Genomic DNA, 15,302 nt, shown 5'->3' on the forward strand with positions numbered 1-15,302 from the left:
AGCCTGTTGACTCAAATCAAAAGTTGTAGGTGCCCGAAATGGTCCCCCATTATCGCCGGATAGTCAGCAGCCAGTCGTCGAGCCGCTGCAGCCAGCGTCGTGGCGGAGGTGGTGCAGGGGGCGGTTTGAGCTTGAGGCGGTCACCGTCAACTCCATGAACGAGCTGGAGAGTTCGGGTATGGTAGACGGCAAGATCGGGACGGTGACCAATACTCAACACGGTGGTCTGCTTCAGCTCATCATCGAACAGAGCCATGACGCGGCGCTGGCTGTCCTCGTCAAGCGCCGCCGTCGCTTCGTCCAGAAAGACCCATCCCGGCTTGTGCAGGAGAAGGCGTGCAAAAGCGAGGCGCTCCTGTTCGCCAAGCGAAAGCTCCTTGTCCCAACGCTCGGTTGTGTCGAGCTTGGGAATGAGATTGCCGAGATCGCACCGCTCCAGGGCCTGTCGCACATCCGCATCGAGGAAGGCGTCGGGCGGGCTCGGATAGCTCAGGGCGTTTCGTAGCGTCCCCAGCGGCAGATAAGGTCGCTGCGGCAGGAATGCCATGGCTGCGGGTGGAGGCGTGAGGATTGTCCCCGAACCCCATGGCCATAGACCCGCCACGGCGCGGAACAGTGTCGATTTTCCTCTTCCGGTGTCGCCGACAATCAGGACCCGCTCGCCCGGGGTGATGCTGACCGTCGCGTCATCGATAACGATATGTCCGTCCGGCAAGAGGACGCGCACGGCTTCGAAAGTGAGATGTCCCTCCGGGTGCAGCGCGCGTTTGATTTCCTCTGCGCCCGATTCGATCGCAGGGAGATTGTCGAGCGCTTCGCGAAAGCGCGCGACGCGGTGGACCGCTGCGCGCCAGTCGGCGAGCCGTGAAAAATTGTCGACGAACCATCGCAACGCCAATTGGACCTGGGTGAACGCGCCCGCCACCATGATCAGGCCGCCCAGCGTCAGGTTGCCGCCGAAATAGGCCGGTGCTGCCACCAGTATCGGAACGACCAACGACAGCCAGCCAATGCCCGATGTGATCCACGTCAGGCGAGCGAGCGAAGTGGATATCCGCCGCATCGTGTCCACGACAGCCGCGAGCCCAGCCTCGAGATGCCGTCGTTCGTCGGTCTCCCCTCCGTGCAGTGCGATGCTCTCGCCGGATTCGTTGACCCGAACGAGCGCGAAGCGGAATTCCGCCTCACGCGCATATCGCTCGCCGTTCAGGGCAATCAGCGGTCGCCCCACGATCCAAGTCAGAGCGGAGCCGATCGAGGCATAAGCGAGCGCACACCAGACCATGTAGCCGGGAATGGCGATGCCGTAGCCCGCGACCTGGAACGTGACCTGCGCCGAGAGAGTCCAAAGCATGCCGACGAAGGCGATGAGTTGGAGCAAGGAATAGACGATGCCGCAGCCGAGGTCGGCAGTGTAGTCGCCCAAAAGGCGCGTATCCTCCTGGATGCGCTGGTCCGGATTGTGTCCATATTCGCCAGCAAAGCCGAGCTGATAGACGCGCAATGGTTTGAGCCACTCGGCCAGAAGGTGACGGGTGATCCATTCGCGCAGTCGAAACTTCAGGCGCTCCTGGAGATAGGTGTTCGCGACCGTGAGCGCCAACAAAATGGCGATAATGACAACGAACGCCTGGAGATCGTGGACGAAGCCCGACAAGTCCTTGCGGCCGACAGCATCGAAGAACCGGCCGTTCCAATCATTGAGTTGGACTTGTCCGAACATGTTGGCAATGGTGACGACCGTCGAGGCAGCGAAGATCGCTACCACGCGCCGTCCACCTTCGGCGCGAACACGCGCGAACACGCCCAAGTCTCGGGCAAGATTGAAATCTTGTACTGGCGCAGCTTTGATGAGCGCGTCCGCGAGAGGAGGTCTCGCCGTCGCGCCCGGCATGATCGGCAGCAGAGGATCTGCGGCCTGCGGCAGCTTCGGAATTGCCTCCGCCGGTTGGGGGACGGCCTCGGGAGCCGCAGGTGATGCAACGTCAGCCTTCATGCGCCCGCGTCACCCTGTTTCATCAGCCGGGAGTCACCGAATTAGCTAAGCAGGCCCGGGCGATCGGGATCTTGACCCACCGCAATGACTTCCCCGGCGGCATGACCATTATGCTATCATCAAAACGCTTGTTTCAGGAAGAAGCAGGACCGTGATCACGGCATTGCCTGCAAAGCGCCATTGATCGACCGGGGACATGCCAGAGATCACGGAAAAGTCTGACCGGCAGAAGGGTGCCGAGGCCGCAGTCGAGGGGTTTCGCAAGGACCTCGGCCCGTTCGTCGTTGCCGCTGAAACAACCCGAATGCCAATGCTGTTTGCGGACGCGGCGAAGCCCGACAATCCGATCATTTTTGCCAACGACAGTCTCCTCGACCTGACCGGGTACAGCCGGGAAGAAGTGCTCGGCAAAGGCTTCAATTTTCTGATGGCGAACGGTTCGGATGCCGAGGCCTTGAGGCGAACCAAAACCGAGTTCGAAGGGTCGTCCGGTGGCGGCACAGAAGTTCTCTACCGCCGCAAGGACGGGAGCGAATTCTGGGGCGCGCTCTTCGTCAGCCCGGTTCGCGATACGGACGGTAAAATCGTTCAGTATTTCGTATCGCTCATCGATCTCACCAAGCACAAGGAGGAGGAAGTCCGATCCAGGATGCTGATCGACGAGCTGAACCATCGCGTCAAGAATACCCTTTCCACCGTGCAATCGATCGTCTGGCAGACATTGCGAATGACGACCGATCCGAAGGCGATTCGACAATCCATCGAATCCCGGCTGTTTGCGCTCTCCCGGTCGCACGACCTGCTGACGCGTGAAAGATGGGAAAGCGCCGGTCTGCACGATATCGCTCACGATGCCCTGGAGCCATTCGGGGTCTCCGGCGGACGGGCGAATCGCATCGTGATCACGGGGGAGAACATCCGCTTCCCGCCAAAATCAGCTTTAGCCCTTGGCATTGCGTTCAACGAGCTTGCGACCAACGCCGTGAAATACGGTGCATTGTCCAACGCGGCCGGATCAATCCAGATTGCGTGGACGACGGAGACGACACCGGCCGGAAAACGGCTGTTGCTGAGCTGGACGGAGAACGGTGGGCCTCCGGTCACGCCGCCGCCACACAAGGGCTTTGGTTCGCGGGTGCTTGAGCGTGGCCTCGCCCATGAGTTGGGAGGAACCGTGCAGCTCGACTATCGGCCGAACGGCCTTATCTGCACGATGGACATTCCGGTGCCAGGAGGTGCTCATGTTGGATAAGTTGCTGTGCGGCCTGCGAGCCCTCGTGGTCGAGGATGAAATGCTGGTTCTCATCATGATTGAAGACATGCTTGCCGACCTCGGCTGCAAGTCGGTGACATCTGCCGCGACGGTCGGTAAGGCGCTCACGCTGATTGATACGCAAGCGTTCGACGTCGCTCTGCTCGACATGAATTTGGACGGAAACGATAGTCATCCTGTGGCGGACGCGCTCTCCGCGCGCGGAGTACCGTTTGTCTATGCGACCGGCAACAGCGGTCATAATTTGAAAGACGGTTATGCGGGCCGGCCGGTGCTGAAGAAGCCCTTCAAGTTCGAAGATCTGGCGGCGACACTTGGCCGCCTCAAGCTCGCGCCGTTAGAGTGATCCTATCGCTGAAATGTCTTTAGTCTGTCTTGGTGCATACGCAATTCCACCCGACGAAATGGTAAACGCCGTTGAGTCCGACAGGTCTACCACGATGAGGTAGATGGCGATGATGAAATTCAATAGCCATGGCACGATCAGGATCATGCCGGCGACGAGGGCGACGATCGGCGCAATGTGATTGGCAGTGAGAACGATTTCAATCTCCTAAAAGTGATCCAGTGTGCAACAATTGACCGAAGGCGCGACGATCTCGCTCGTGGCTGAGACACACACCGCAATCCGAAGCTTTCCATGAGTGAAAACAACAACGAGTTGCAACCTTCACCTCTTCGGAGCGGTTAGGTTTTCATCACGACGCCCGCGGCGAGGATGACATAGGCGATGATAGCCACCCAGAAACCATAGAGCGTAACAAACGGAAGCAGTACGAAATGCCCAATCAAGGCAAGTGCAGCAAGCACCAACGAGACGATAAAGAGCGGCACTGATGGTGTGTGCAAATTCATATTATTCTCTCCGCTCACCGAGGGGGACCTTGCGTAACGCCCTGCATGCGTATCCAATTTTCGTATCGGTCGGTTCGTGCGCGGTTGATATGGATCAAGCCCTTTCACCGACGATAGAGCTTCAATTCCCAAACTCAGGGTGCGGTAGTCTAGCGGCGAGATTTTGCTTCTCTGGAATTCCATCCACGAGTGTTGGAAATGTGCCATCTGGCGAAACGCGCGAGCAGGAGTTGAGAATGTTCGGGCTAAAACGGCCGACTCGCATTGATCTTCGTTCCAACGACGCGGCTATTGTCGTTCGTGAGAACGGTGAGATGGAAATGTTCATCCGACAGGCAAAGGGCGACGAAGAACTTCCGCCCGGTCAGGTCGTTCTGGCGCTCTTCGGAATGGCCTTTCATGATGAGCGGGTACGCAAGCTGTTGGCGCAAATCGCAAACGAGAAGCAAAATGAGACATAACGCCGCCTGAGGCCGTCGTGCGCGCGGCGGTTCACGCGCCGAGCTCGCTCGAGCGGGAATTCGGTGCGGCAATGTATTTTAGGTATCGAATGATGCTCATGCGCAATTGAGAAAATCAGACTGAGGGGTGACTGGGCCGCCACCGTCGTGCGGCCCACGGCGGCGGTTCACACGATGAACACCGCTATGGTCGTCGAGCCGACCAGACTTCCGGGCCGCGCCTCTTGATAGCTCTGGACTGAGGTCTCGGAGCGATCCAAACGGCGCTGGTGCGTCGGCGAAGCCGCTGAACCGGGCGAGTACCGATCGCAACAGTCATTTTTCCTTGATCGGTCGAGCTTCCGGAAGCCACAGGATCTTGAGGCACACCTTCGTCAAATCGGCGAAGCCGAGCTCATGTGCGGCGATTTGTGATAGATCGATTATTCTTCCGCTGACGAACGGGCCGCGATCGGTGACCCTTACGACGGCCGACTGTCCGTTTGCCTGATTGTCGACGCGGACGAGCGTCCCAAACGGGAGCGATCGATGCGCGGCGGTTCGATCGTTGACGCTGGTGTCTTGTCCGCTTGCCGTCTCTTCGCTCAGGGTTGAATAGACCGAGGCAAGAGCGCACTCATCCTGTTCTTCATCGACCGCGTGTATCGGCTCGAATAAGAGCAATTGCAGCAACGCAGTGGCAATCACATGCAATTTCGCGACGGCTGCTCGCTTGGCGGAGCCGAAGCAGTGAACTGTGTGTTCCTCGCGATGTGGCAGGCCCGGCGTCAGACAAGGCGAGCTGCACAGCATCTCGAAGGGCTCCTTCGCGATCTAGTGCCGCAAAAGAGCGAGAAGAATGATAATCGGAATGGGGACTCCCAACATCCAAAGTAGAATTCCACGGCCCATGATGTCCTCCTGTTGCTTCGCCTACCCGTCGGTAAGACTCGCGTTTAAATCCCGGACTCTTCCGCCCTGCGTGGCCGCCAGGCTCGCAGCAAAGGCGCCGATAAGGAGAGCGGCGGTGAGCCATAGAGACAATTTGGCCGCGGCCTTTCGGGCGTTGTCCAAATCGGTCTTTGCCTGGTCGATCAGATGCGAAACCCGCTTCTCGGCATCCGCCTGACTAAGTCCGGTTCGGGCTACGACGACCTGCGCCAAATAGGTGCGGTCCGGCCCGGCGACATCGCCGTCAGCAACGCCCTTCATCAGGATGCCCGCAATTTCGCGGCGAGCTGCTCCCGGATCGGTAGTATTCGGGCTTGCGGCAGGATTGGGTCGCAACAAGGCATCCACATAATAATCCAAATGGCTGCCGGAGCCCGCAGTTGCCGACACATTGGGTGCCGCTGCAAGTCCCGGTGATGCGCCGCCAGCAATGTTGCTGGCCGCCGCGGCCAAGAACCCGGCGCCGATCACAGTGGCCAATGCCCACGCCAAAAAGCCATGAGCTGTATCGCGGAAGTAGACTTCGTGGGTATGGACACCGACCCATCTTGTACGCAATCGCCCGGCGACATATCCCCCCATGGCGGAGGCGAGCAGCGCGACCACGATCAGATAAAGACCTGTCGTGATTTGAAATGTGCTCGCCGATATGCCCGAATTGCCCCATGGGGATACGGCCGAGAACCCCATGCCGGCACCGAATGCAAGGAGAACGAGGGTCAGGGCGGCGGCCGCAATTGCACCCGCCGCAATCGCTGGCCACGATACTGCGACATCTTCTTGAGCAGGGGTCGAAATCTCTACGGATTCAAAAACCATCGATGCCTCCAAATGAAAGACTCTTGCCTTTCGGCTAGGGCACGATCCCAAGCCGGACGGGAAGAAAAGGCTCGCTGCCGTTCTATTTTCCTTTGAGCGTGTCCTTGATGCCGCCGACGGCGTTCTGCACCTGACCCTCGATCTTGTCAGCGTTGCCTTCCGCCTCCAGCTTGGCGTCGCCGACCGCTTTGCCGACCACCTGCTTCACTGTGCCCTCGATCTGCTTCGCCGATTCCGATGACCCGGTCCTTGTCCATAGGTGTATCCTCCAATGCTCACTCCCTGAACGGGAGCATTTCAAGTTGTGGCTTGAATGGTTGGTCGTCGTTGATTTGTATCAACGGTATTTCGCCGATGACTTTCGAGCTGGCGACTGACAGAAGTCAGTCGCGGACTTGCTTCGATCGCGTAGCGCGAGTGGCGCTGCAATAGCGAGCAGCCAGGAGAGCTGCCCGCTATTCAATTTCGTCGCTCAATAGGCGCGCCGATCACGATCCCTGCGAAAAAGGGCCTCGGCAAATCGGTGCTTTTGCTGATCGTCGAGGCTGCTGTAAAGCGGTTGGGCGGCCTCTGCGAGCTTCTTCCGTGCATTCGCTTCGTCGATCTGCTGGTCAGCATCCTTGCGCATTTCGTCGATGAGATCGACGCTACCCTGTTGCTTGGCCCGGGCATTTCGCCAGGCAATTTGTTGCTCGGTCTGCTTCTTCCACATATCCACCGCTGCAGTTTCAAAAGCCGGCCAATTCTTCTCCTGCTCTGTAGTGAGACGCAGGTCAGCCTTCATCTGGGCGGCGCGAGCCGACGCCTGATCTGTGATCTGGCTCAAGGTCAATTCTGTGCGGTCCGAACGATCGCGCGCGACCGCTGACCCGGTTATGACCGTACCGGTCAACAAGGCTGCGGTCGTAGCGATAATGAGAGCCTTTCGCATGACGTCTTCCTTTTGGGGAAATTTAAACTGGGAATAGTTCGTGTCGTGTTGGGCACGCAGAGCAAAGGCTCAGCGACCGGTCGGGCCGTCAATGGAGTTGTCCCTGTTGGTGGTTGGCGGCGCCCTCGGTTAAACCATCGGTAGCAGCGGGACGGGTCGAGGTAGGCAACTAACAGACCCGTCCCGTGCTCGCGCCGGCACTCAATTACTTGGCGCAGGTCTTATCCGCCTTCAAAGCCGTCTCTGCTGATGCCTTTGTCGTGTGAGCAGCACCGATGACCTTCATGCTGCTGCCAGCAGCGGGCTGAGCTTCGACGATTTGACATTTCAAAGTCGCGGTATCCTGAGCCAGGTAGAACGATGGCGGCGCTTGGCCGACAGTCTTGGTCGTTTCAGCCGCCAATGAGGGCGCAGAGAATGCGACGATGGCGACCGTCGCTAAAAGAAGTTTTTTCATGAGCTTCACCAATTGTTATACGTCCGGTATCGGACGAAGAAACGAATGGCGCCGACCGATGATGGTTCCTGCGGCACCGGATTTTGTTTTTTGCGCACATTGACCTGGATCAATGACAGCCAGGGAAGGGCTTGCCTTTGAGACGTTGAGTGTCCGCTGCCGTCGATGTCCGCAGCGAGAGCCATTGATCCCAATCAAAGTTCGCGCATAGTCAGCCGTTACGCTTGAAACTCGTTCGGTTGGTCAAGTCGATATCCTGCTTTCGGATACCCGCGGCAGGATGCAGTGGCTACGCAATCGCCTCCTTTCGCACCGAACATTTTGTCCGATGCACTTAGGGGAATGCGCGCTTACTTGTCCGAACAGCTCTTTTCAGTGATCCAGGCGGATCCCATCGGTGCAAGGAGACGTTTCTTGAACAAGCTGGATCCGGTAGCGGTGACGACTACTTTAGTCCCTGTGCTATCGCCGCCGAGTACACCCGAAGGATCGACGCTAAGCGGAAAAGCCCTGGCCGAAGTCGCTCGCCTGTCGCCCGACGAGGCATTGCAGCGGTTGTCCAGCACGGCGGCGGGCCTCGCGCCCGGTCAGGTCGTCGAGCAGCTCCGCTCAGTCGGGCTCAATCGAGTCGCTCGGCAAGCGCGTCATACGGTTCTTGGCGAGCTTGCTGCGCGCTCGATAAATCCGTTGAATATCCTTCTGCTATCACTGGCGACGGCATCCTATTTCCTTGGCGATCAGCGTGCGGCGATCATGATCGCGATCATGGTCGTCCTGAGCATCGCCCTAGGATTCCTACAGGAGTATCGGTCGAACAACGCTGCCGACGAACTACAAAAGATGGTTTCGATAACCGCTTCTGTACGTCGACAGGGGGGAGCCGACCACATCGTTGTTCCGATCGATCAACTTGTGCCTGGCGACATCGTTCTGCTGTCTGCCGGAGACATGATCCCCGCCGACCTCAGACTGATTTCGGCCAAGGATCTCTTCGTCAACCAATCGACCCTCACTGGCGAGGCAATGCCGCTTGAGAAACTCGCCGCGCCCCATGAAGGTGCGGCTGAGACTCCGTTTGATCTCCCCAATATCTGCTTTATGGGCAGCGCCGTCGTCAGCGGAATCGGCTGCGGCGTCGTCGTGCTGACCGGCCCGCGAACTGCTTTCGGCATCGTAGCAACTGCAATCGCCGGGACGCGAGAGCTCACGAGCTTCGACAAGGGCATTACTCGTTTTACCTGGTTGATGCTCGGGTTCATCCTGGTGATGGCGCCGCTTGTGTTTGTGATCAATGGCGTGACCAAGGGCAACTGGCTCGAAGCGCTGTTGTTTGCGGTCGCCGTGGCTGTAGGTTTGACGCCCGAGATGTTGCCGATGATTGTGACGGTCAATCTGGCAAAGGGCGCAATGGCAATGGCCCGAAAGAAAGTCATTGTTAAGCGTCTCAATGCAATCCAGAACTTCGGGGCCATGGACGTGTTGTGCACGGACAAGACCGGCACTCTCACTCAGGACCTGATTATCCTCAAGCGCCACCTTGACATTAGGGGCGCCGATTCAGACAGCGTGCTCGAGTACGCCTATCTGAATAGTTATTTCCAGTCCGGCCTCAAGAATCTGCTCGACGTCGCGGTCCTGAAGCACGGTGATCTCGAAGGTGGCCTAAAGGTTCGGGAGCGGTTCAAGGAGATCGACGAAATACCATTCGACTTCGAGAGGCGGAGAATGTCCGTCGTTCTCGGGCGCGACGACGGAGTTCATATCCTCATCTGTAAAGGCGCTGTCGAAGAAGTCTTCGCGGTCTGCAAGCGCTACGCGATCGGTGACGAGACGGGTCTCCTCGATGAGAGCCATCTCGCCTCCGCGAAGGAAACGACGGCAAAGCTCAACGCGGACGGATTTCGGGTCATCGCTGTCGCCACCAAGGAGATGCCGCCAACTCAGGCGACGTACTCTGTCGCCGACGAGGCCGATCTCATGTTGTTCGGCTACATCGCATTCCTTGACCCTCCGAAGGAGACATGCGCCCCGGCGATTGCCGCGCTACAGGCTGGCGGCGTTCAAGTGAAAATCCTGACCGGGGACAACGACATCGTTACGCGCAAGATCTGCCATGATGTTGGTCTTTCCGTGGACCGCATCGTTCTCGGCAGCGAGATGGTGGCGCTGTCGCCGGAAGAGTTGGCGAACCTGGCGGAGACCGCGACGGTATTCGCCAAGGTGTCGCCGTCGCAGAAGGCCGCCATTATCGATGCCCTTCACCGCAAGGGGCACGTCGTCGGCTTCCTGGGGGATGGCATCAACGACGGGCCTGCGCTCAAGACGGCGGACGTCGGCATATCCGTGGACAGCGCCGTCGACATCGCCAAGGAGTCAGCGGATATCATTTTGCTCGAGAAGAGCCTGGCGGTGCTCGGCGACGGCGTTATCGAGGGACGTAAGGTGTTCGGCAACATCACCAAGTATATCAAGATGGGCGCGAGCTCCAATTTTGGTAATATGTTCAGCGTGCTCGGGGCCAGCATCTTCCTGCCGTTTCTGCCTATGACGGCGATTCAGGTGCTCACCAACAACCTGCTTTACGACTGCTCGCAGACCACGATCCCGACCGATAATGTAGATGCGGAATTTGTGGCGGTGCCGCGGCGATGGGACATTGGCAACATCACGAAATTCGTGCTGTTCATCGGCCCAATCAGCTCGATCTTCGACTATGTCACTTATTTCACGATGCTCTACGCCTTCAATGCGTGGAATAACCCGGCATTGTTCCAGACCGGCTGGTTCGTCGAATCGCTGCTTACCCAGACCTTGATCATCCATATTATTCGCACGGCGAAGATTCCGTGTTTTCAGAGTCGAGCCAGCACAGCGCTCATCACGACAACCCTCATCATTGCCGCAATCGGAATAGCTCTCCCATACTCCTGGCTTGCGGGCTTTTTGGGTTTCGTCCCACTGCCGCCGACCTACTGGATCGCGCTCAGCCTTATTCTTCCGAGCTACGTCATCCTGACGCATGTCGTGAAGACGTGGTTCATTGGACGGTTCGGGTTGAGTTGAATTCAGCGGGCTTCGTAATCGCGAGAGAGGCCTATCCATCCGCGCTGGCCCACTCCACTTGATGAGACCAAGCGTCTCGTCGGCGCCGCGCTCGTGATCGCGCTGGCCGATCTCGAGGAGGACGGCTCTTGCAATGCAGGCCAGCGTCATCGTGCTGGAGGTCGAACTTTTGGTGGTCTAGGAGACGACCTCGGCGTGAAATGAATCTTGGCCTCTGGTGGCCCATCGCGGCGTCTGGTCCTCAGGCTTATCCGAGTACCTCACTTTGATCTTTGTCAAGAGCCGTACGAGCGTAATCGTTCTTACTTGCTAAGCCTCGTTTCGACGGGCGCGTGTTTGATCTCATCTTTGGAGATACACCATGGACTGGAACCGAGTTGAAGGAAACTGGAAAGAGTTCCAAGGCAAAGTGAAGGAAAAATGGGGCAAGCTTACCGACGACGATCTCACTGCGATCAACGGCAAACGCGAACAGCTAGAGGGGCGGCTTCAGCAGCGATATGGTTTTGCGAAAGACCAGGTTCGCAAGGACATTGATAGTTGGTTCTCTACCCTAAAGTAAGTTGCTAATCGAGGCCGCTGATCGACTTGGTCGACGTTCTCTTTCGGCGGCCTCGCCTCGCTTAGCGATATCGCCTCTTGTAGCTAGGTGCACACCTAGCAAAGGAGAGTAGTGATGAAGAAAACGACGTTGTTCTCCGGCGCTGTAATGATTGGCATGAGCCTTCTTATTTCACATGCAAACGCACAGGGCGCACCACAATCAGTAGAGATAGCAAAAGTCGATCTGCAGACTGTGGCGGCCGGCTATCGAGCCTCCAAGGTCATTGGCAGCAGCATCGTCAACGACGCGGATGAAACGATCGGGAAGATTGATGACCTCCTTGTGACGCGAGATGGAAAGCAGCCCTATGCCGTTCTGTCCATCGGTGGTTTCTTGGGTATGGGCACCCACCTGGTGGTAGTCCGTTATGACAGCCTGAAGTTCGCCGATAAGAAGATTGTGTTGCCAGGCGGGTCAAAGGACGGGCTTAAGATGCTGCCGGCGTTTGAATACTCTAAGGAGTGACCATTCCCGGGGTTGTGCGTGCACCGCGCCCGACGTAGCCAAGCGAAAGCTTGGAAGCTGGCCGCTCGGCAGGCGTGGGTAGCGCAGCGAGGCCAAGGTGTACCAACTCAAGGGTTTCCAGAACCGATCGAGATCTACGCGGCTTAATCGCTTTACAGATCGTCGAATAGGTGCCCTGCGGCGAGCGTTTCCCTGGCACTACCTGCTGAATGGAAAATACGGAAAGAAGGGAAAGAACGGACCATAAACTACCGGCGCAGGAGAGCGTTCGCGTTCGGAGGTCCTGAAAACGTCGTCGGCGATCCTTTTCTGGTCGTTGGGCATCGCGTCGTAAAGCGTCGCGAATGATGCAATCAGGTTCTTCAGCCCGTCGACATGCGCCTGTGCATATTTCTGATAGCTTTTCAGATCGTCGACTGCGGTCATGTCTTGTGGGGGAATCCTCCGATTTTCCGCAATCAAGGTGTCCATGTTTATGGCATTCTCGCGCATCGCTTGCGCTACCGCGTCCCATTTCGGTTCTTGGTCGGGCGTGATTTTAAGCGCTCTCTGAAGAGTGCTTATCCGTTGTTCGACGCTCTCTCCCTTTGCCTCGGTGGCTCCCGCGGCGGCCCGGCTCGTATCGGCCTGCACCAACTGGATTGCCGCGTCTGGGTTGGTCTCGGCGCGAGCCGACGCGCTGGCGAGCATTGTGGAGCCTACCAGCGCCGTGATCGCAACCAAGCGGACGAAGGGCACGGACATGGCAGCGGAATGGGTGAAAGGTGACATGGGATGTCCTTCCTGGAGTCCTAGGCGCAGCGCTTCTGCTTGTGCACGTCAACGCGCCGACGCGATTCGGACCGGCCTCCGTTAAAGGAACGTGTGGCTGAGACAGTGGAACCTGGCCTAAGTTTCTTAGCCCAATAACGTTCTGACTTTTGTAACGGCGTCATAGATTTCGATCTTGAGCATCGGATAGGTCGATTTCAGTTTGCGACCGTCTGATTTTGCCGCTTCGGCCGTCTCGAATTCCGACTTGAAGTGCCCGTCGACAACCACCACAAATCCTTCCGACGGCGGCCGGTCGGCACGTGGTGCCTCCTCAGGCTCAGCTCAGGCTCGTCAATTGAGCGAACTGGCTTTTTCATCGGAACTCTCATCGTGTCTCACAAGCGCGACAAGTGGCCCTGCTGAGACCAAAAAGCCGATCAAGCTGCGAGGTCTCATTCGATCGCGGCATCGAAGAAGACGAATGAGAAAATCCGGAGACCGCGACCAGCTTATCTGAGTTCGGGTCTCCGGCTTTCGACGACGGCTGCACAGGGCTAGGCGGCCTTGTCAGGTGCCGCGACCTTGTTCGGCGCAGAGCTCGCGCTCGGGGGAGCGCCGGTCTTGATATCGATCGTCTTGGTGGTCTTCACCGCTTTGGCAGGCTTCTTGACGGCGAGATGCAGCACGCCCTTGTCGAAATGAGCCTCGACGGCTCCGTCTTCCGGTTCGAAGGGCAGAGACATCGATCGATAGAATGAGCCGTAGCTGCGCTCCTCGACGTGCCAGTTCTTTTCATCTTTCGTGCTCTCCGCCTTTTTCTCGCCGGAGATAACCAGCTGATTGCCGTCCAGGCTGACCTTGATGTCTTTCTCGTCCACGCCGGGAAGTTCGGCTGTCACCTCGAAGGCATCCTTGGTTTCCGCCACATTGATTGCCGGCGCTCCCGCGCCAATGCTGGGCGAAGGCGAGCCCTGATCGAAAGCGCGAAGCGCGTTTTCCATTTCACGCCGCATGGCCCTGAACGGGTCGAATGCAGGTTCCAGGCTGGTGGTCCACAATTTCGGAAGGCTCATCTGGCTTCTCCGCAGGTTGAAGAAATATCAGATAAAGCCTGCTCCTCGCGCTCGCGGCAGCTTTGATGTAGCGCAAAATCGACGGTTTATTTCGAAGCGGAAAGGCCGCCCATGATGACGAAGCTCCTAAGCGACGGTGAAAGCGATCTAGCGATTTCGTGAGCTATAGGTTGATTTGGAACTGTTCCTCGCAACACCACGTCGGTGCTGGTCTATTCGCGCCGACAACGAAACAAGTTCAAGCAACATACCGCTCGTGGCGGTTAGCGGACCGACGAAGCATCCCGATCAAGCCTATTGGCGGCGACAAGATCGGGCTGACGCAGCAATTGCTGGCTGAGACGCTGGGCGTGCGGCGCACAAAAGGCCGGCAAAATTCAAACACAGGTCCTCATTTCGATGCCAGAGGCATGATCACGATATTGGATCACAAGGGCCTGGCGAAACGGTCGTGCGAGCATCTCGAAACGCTGTTGGATCCGTCCGCGATGCCGCCAATTATCGATTGGAGTTGACGTTCCATTGTTTTGTCGTCGCGGCGTAGACGCCGCATCTAGGCCGGCTCGCCTGAACGCTGGCCAGGCGTTGCCCGGCGACAACGATCAGGAACGTTGGCGCGTGGGTGCACGGGAGAGTGCAACTACTCTCTTTCTGCTGTCTCGACATGAAAGTGATGCAGCACGCGATGAAAAATGGGTGCGAGGACAAAGGACGTAGCGATCACGATAATGAGCCCAGAGAAGATTGCGTAAGAGCCCGCGAAGAGCTTTCCGGCAGTCGTCTTGAGTTCGCCGAGCGGCCCCATGCCGGAGAGGATCATGGCCGCGTTCACATAGGCGTCTGGAAACGACATGCCTTCGAAGTAACAATAGCCTGCCATGCCAATGATGAGCCCGAACAGGGCAAGCGCACACCAGACACCGATTGCCCGCAACATTCGGTGAAAAAAATCGCGCGGCGAAATCAGCTTGTCGTGTCTATGTTCGAGATCGCTAAAGTTAAATGGTAGTCGAAGTTTTTGGGGTGCCATATCCGCCGGCCCTTCGTTCGCTATGGTATTCTCACCACTTCGAGGAAACACCGTCGCCGGTTATGGGGTGCTCACCCATCGGTTTCATTGTAATGCTTCCTCAGCGCCTTTAATTCGGCTTCACACCAACGGAGCAGCTTCTTGATGCCATTGGTGTGTCGAACGGCGACAGGTTTCTTGGATAAATCGTTCCAATCCAGCCGAATTGAATCAAGCATTCCGCTAATCTCTCGAACCCCGTCTTTCCTGCTCCTTACTACGCCTTCTTTCGTTCTTGCTTTGGGAGTCCCTTGCTTCGCCATGGCATGATCTCTTTGACGGCTGATCCGGCTCTCATTTGCGCAGGTTGCACCGAGGATTGCCGGCGTTTCGTGGCACGCAAGCGAATAACACGCAGATTGGTGAGCTATTTGATCGCCATCAAGCAGTCCGAGCTCCGGAGGCTGGATGAGGCTTGATCCGCATCAACACGCTCATGGCAATTAGGTCTCACTCTTGAGATTATTGCTTGGAGCGGCGCAAATCTGACTAGACTCGAATCTCGGTAGCTGGCCGTACGGAAAGACGTTAGCCAATTGGGGATTTCTGGAGA

20 protein-coding genes and 1 pseudogene are annotated in these 15,302 nt (G+C 57.6%); 8 read left to right on the forward strand and 13 right to left on the reverse strand.

The features are described 5' to 3' along the window. Positions 1-49: 49 nt before the first annotated feature. On the reverse strand, positions 50-1,996 hold the full coding sequence (locus tag ACFLEY_RS04075) for an ABC transporter ATP-binding protein/permease (RefSeq protein ID WP_060910059.1): 1,947 nt from the start codon (positions 1,994-1,996) through the stop codon (positions 50-52). Here ACFLEY_RS04075 and ACFLEY_RS04080 point away from each other — a divergent pair. Genes ACFLEY_RS04080 through ACFLEY_RS04090 form a run of 3 tightly spaced genes read left to right on the forward strand, consistent with a single transcriptional unit; the run spans position 1,978 to position 3,615 of the window. Next, positions 1,978-2,151 (forward strand): hypothetical protein, encoded by a 174-nt coding sequence (locus ACFLEY_RS04080; protein WP_211434780.1) that lies wholly within the window; start codon positions 1,978-1,980, stop codon positions 2,149-2,151. The genes ACFLEY_RS04075 and ACFLEY_RS04080 overlap by 19 nt on opposite strands. Positions 2,152-2,192: 41 nt before the next feature. Beyond that, entirely contained in the window at positions 2,193-3,248 is a 1,056-nt protein-coding gene (locus tag ACFLEY_RS04085; RefSeq protein ID WP_060910060.1) for an HWE histidine kinase domain-containing protein, read from the forward strand. Then, positions 3,238-3,615, forward strand: coding sequence for a response regulator (locus ACFLEY_RS04090; RefSeq protein ID WP_060910061.1), 378 nt, complete (start codon positions 3,238-3,240; stop codon positions 3,613-3,615). Before ACFLEY_RS04085 ends, ACFLEY_RS04090 begins: the two co-directional genes overlap by 11 nt. A gap of 81 nt (positions 3,616-3,696) precedes the next feature. On the opposite strand, the pseudogene ACFLEY_RS04095 reads toward ACFLEY_RS04090, so the two are convergent. Next, a pseudogene (locus ACFLEY_RS04095) lies at positions 3,697-3,813 on the reverse strand (DUF3096 domain-containing protein); the annotation flags it as partial. 143 nt (positions 3,814-3,956) lie between these two features. Next, complete coding sequence (locus ACFLEY_RS04100; protein WP_171901192.1) at positions 3,957-4,124, reverse strand: hypothetical protein; 168 nt, start codon at positions 4,122-4,124, stop codon at positions 3,957-3,959. Between the two features lie 236 nt (positions 4,125-4,360). On the opposite strand from ACFLEY_RS04100, the gene ACFLEY_RS04105 reads away from it, so the two are divergent. Next, on the forward strand, positions 4,361-4,585 hold the full coding sequence (locus ACFLEY_RS04105) for a hypothetical protein (RefSeq protein WP_211433463.1): 225 nt from the start codon (positions 4,361-4,363) through the stop codon (positions 4,583-4,585). 315 nt (positions 4,586-4,900) lie between these two features. Here ACFLEY_RS04105 and ACFLEY_RS04110 read toward each other — a convergent pair whose 3' ends face one another. The 5 genes from ACFLEY_RS04110 to ACFLEY_RS04130 form a co-directional block, all read right to left on the reverse strand. After that, positions 4,901-5,344, reverse strand: coding sequence for a septal ring lytic transglycosylase RlpA family protein (locus tag ACFLEY_RS04110; RefSeq protein ID WP_396604956.1), 444 nt, complete (start codon positions 5,342-5,344; stop codon positions 4,901-4,903). A gap of 153 nt (positions 5,345-5,497) precedes the next feature. Then, complete coding sequence (locus ACFLEY_RS04115; protein ID WP_060910063.1) at positions 5,498-6,334, reverse strand: hypothetical protein; 837 nt, start codon at positions 6,332-6,334, stop codon at positions 5,498-5,500. An 82-nt stretch (positions 6,335-6,416) separates the two neighbouring features. Beyond that, on the reverse strand, positions 6,417-6,542 hold the full coding sequence (locus tag ACFLEY_RS04120; protein WP_309142073.1) for a CsbD family protein: 126 nt from the start codon (positions 6,540-6,542) through the stop codon (positions 6,417-6,419). 264 nt (positions 6,543-6,806) lie between these two features. Then, positions 6,807-7,265, reverse strand: coding sequence for a Spy/CpxP family protein refolding chaperone (locus ACFLEY_RS04125; protein WP_060910064.1), 459 nt, complete (start codon positions 7,263-7,265; stop codon positions 6,807-6,809). A 205-nt stretch (positions 7,266-7,470) separates the two neighbouring features. Next, positions 7,471-7,722: a hypothetical protein gene (locus tag ACFLEY_RS04130; protein ID WP_060912856.1), complete on the reverse strand. Its 252-nt coding sequence runs from the start codon at positions 7,720-7,722 to the stop codon at positions 7,471-7,473. A gap of 459 nt (positions 7,723-8,181) precedes the next feature. Between ACFLEY_RS04130 and mgtA the strand changes: the two genes are divergently transcribed. The 3 genes from mgtA (at position 8,182) to ACFLEY_RS04145 (ending at position 11,854) form a co-directional block, all read left to right on the forward strand. Beyond that, on the forward strand, positions 8,182-10,785 hold the full coding sequence (gene mgtA / locus ACFLEY_RS04135) for a magnesium-translocating P-type ATPase (protein WP_396604957.1): 2,604 nt from the start codon (positions 8,182-8,184) through the stop codon (positions 10,783-10,785). 361 nt (positions 10,786-11,146) lie between these two features. Next, complete coding sequence (locus ACFLEY_RS04140; protein ID WP_038959623.1) at positions 11,147-11,347, forward strand: CsbD family protein; 201 nt, start codon at positions 11,147-11,149, stop codon at positions 11,345-11,347. A gap of 114 nt (positions 11,348-11,461) precedes the next feature. Further along, a complete protein-coding gene (locus ACFLEY_RS04145) occupies positions 11,462-11,854 on the forward strand; it encodes a PRC-barrel domain-containing protein (protein ID WP_060910065.1) in 393 nt (130 codons plus the stop codon). A gap of 198 nt (positions 11,855-12,052) precedes the next feature. On the opposite strand, the gene ACFLEY_RS04150 is transcribed toward ACFLEY_RS04145, so the two are convergent. The 3 genes from ACFLEY_RS04150 to ACFLEY_RS04160 all read right to left on the reverse strand — a co-directional run bounded on the left by ACFLEY_RS04150 (position 12,053) and on the right by ACFLEY_RS04160 (position 13,680). Beyond that, positions 12,053-12,625, reverse strand: coding sequence for a Spy/CpxP family protein refolding chaperone (locus ACFLEY_RS04150; protein WP_082755847.1), 573 nt, complete (start codon positions 12,623-12,625; stop codon positions 12,053-12,055). A 126-nt stretch (positions 12,626-12,751) separates the two neighbouring features. Further along, complete coding sequence (locus tag ACFLEY_RS04155) at positions 12,752-12,898, reverse strand: hypothetical protein (protein ID WP_249162812.1); 147 nt, start codon at positions 12,896-12,898, stop codon at positions 12,752-12,754. A gap of 263 nt (positions 12,899-13,161) precedes the next feature. Next, entirely contained in the window at positions 13,162-13,680 is a 519-nt protein-coding gene (locus tag ACFLEY_RS04160; RefSeq protein WP_082755848.1) for an Hsp20/alpha crystallin family protein, read from the reverse strand. Between the two features lie 158 nt (positions 13,681-13,838). On the opposite strand from ACFLEY_RS04160, the gene ACFLEY_RS04165 reads away from it, so the two are divergent. Beyond that, positions 13,839-14,195 (forward strand): hypothetical protein, encoded by a 357-nt coding sequence (locus tag ACFLEY_RS04165; RefSeq protein ID WP_129557464.1) that lies wholly within the window; start codon positions 13,839-13,841, stop codon positions 14,193-14,195. 125 nt (positions 14,196-14,320) lie between these two features. On the opposite strand, the gene ACFLEY_RS04170 is transcribed toward ACFLEY_RS04165, so the two are convergent. Further along, positions 14,321-14,710: a hypothetical protein gene (locus ACFLEY_RS04170; protein WP_063824267.1), complete on the reverse strand. Its 390-nt coding sequence runs from the start codon at positions 14,708-14,710 to the stop codon at positions 14,321-14,323. A 71-nt stretch (positions 14,711-14,781) separates the two neighbouring features. Then, positions 14,782-15,012, reverse strand: coding sequence for a hypothetical protein (locus ACFLEY_RS04175; RefSeq protein WP_129557465.1), 231 nt, complete (start codon positions 15,010-15,012; stop codon positions 14,782-14,784). Positions 15,013-15,302: the final 290 nt, after the last annotated feature.

This window comes from Bradyrhizobium sp. YCK136, from assembly GCF_044570075.1.
Taxonomy (GTDB): domain Bacteria; phylum Pseudomonadota; class Alphaproteobacteria; order Rhizobiales; family Xanthobacteraceae; genus Bradyrhizobium; species Bradyrhizobium diazoefficiens.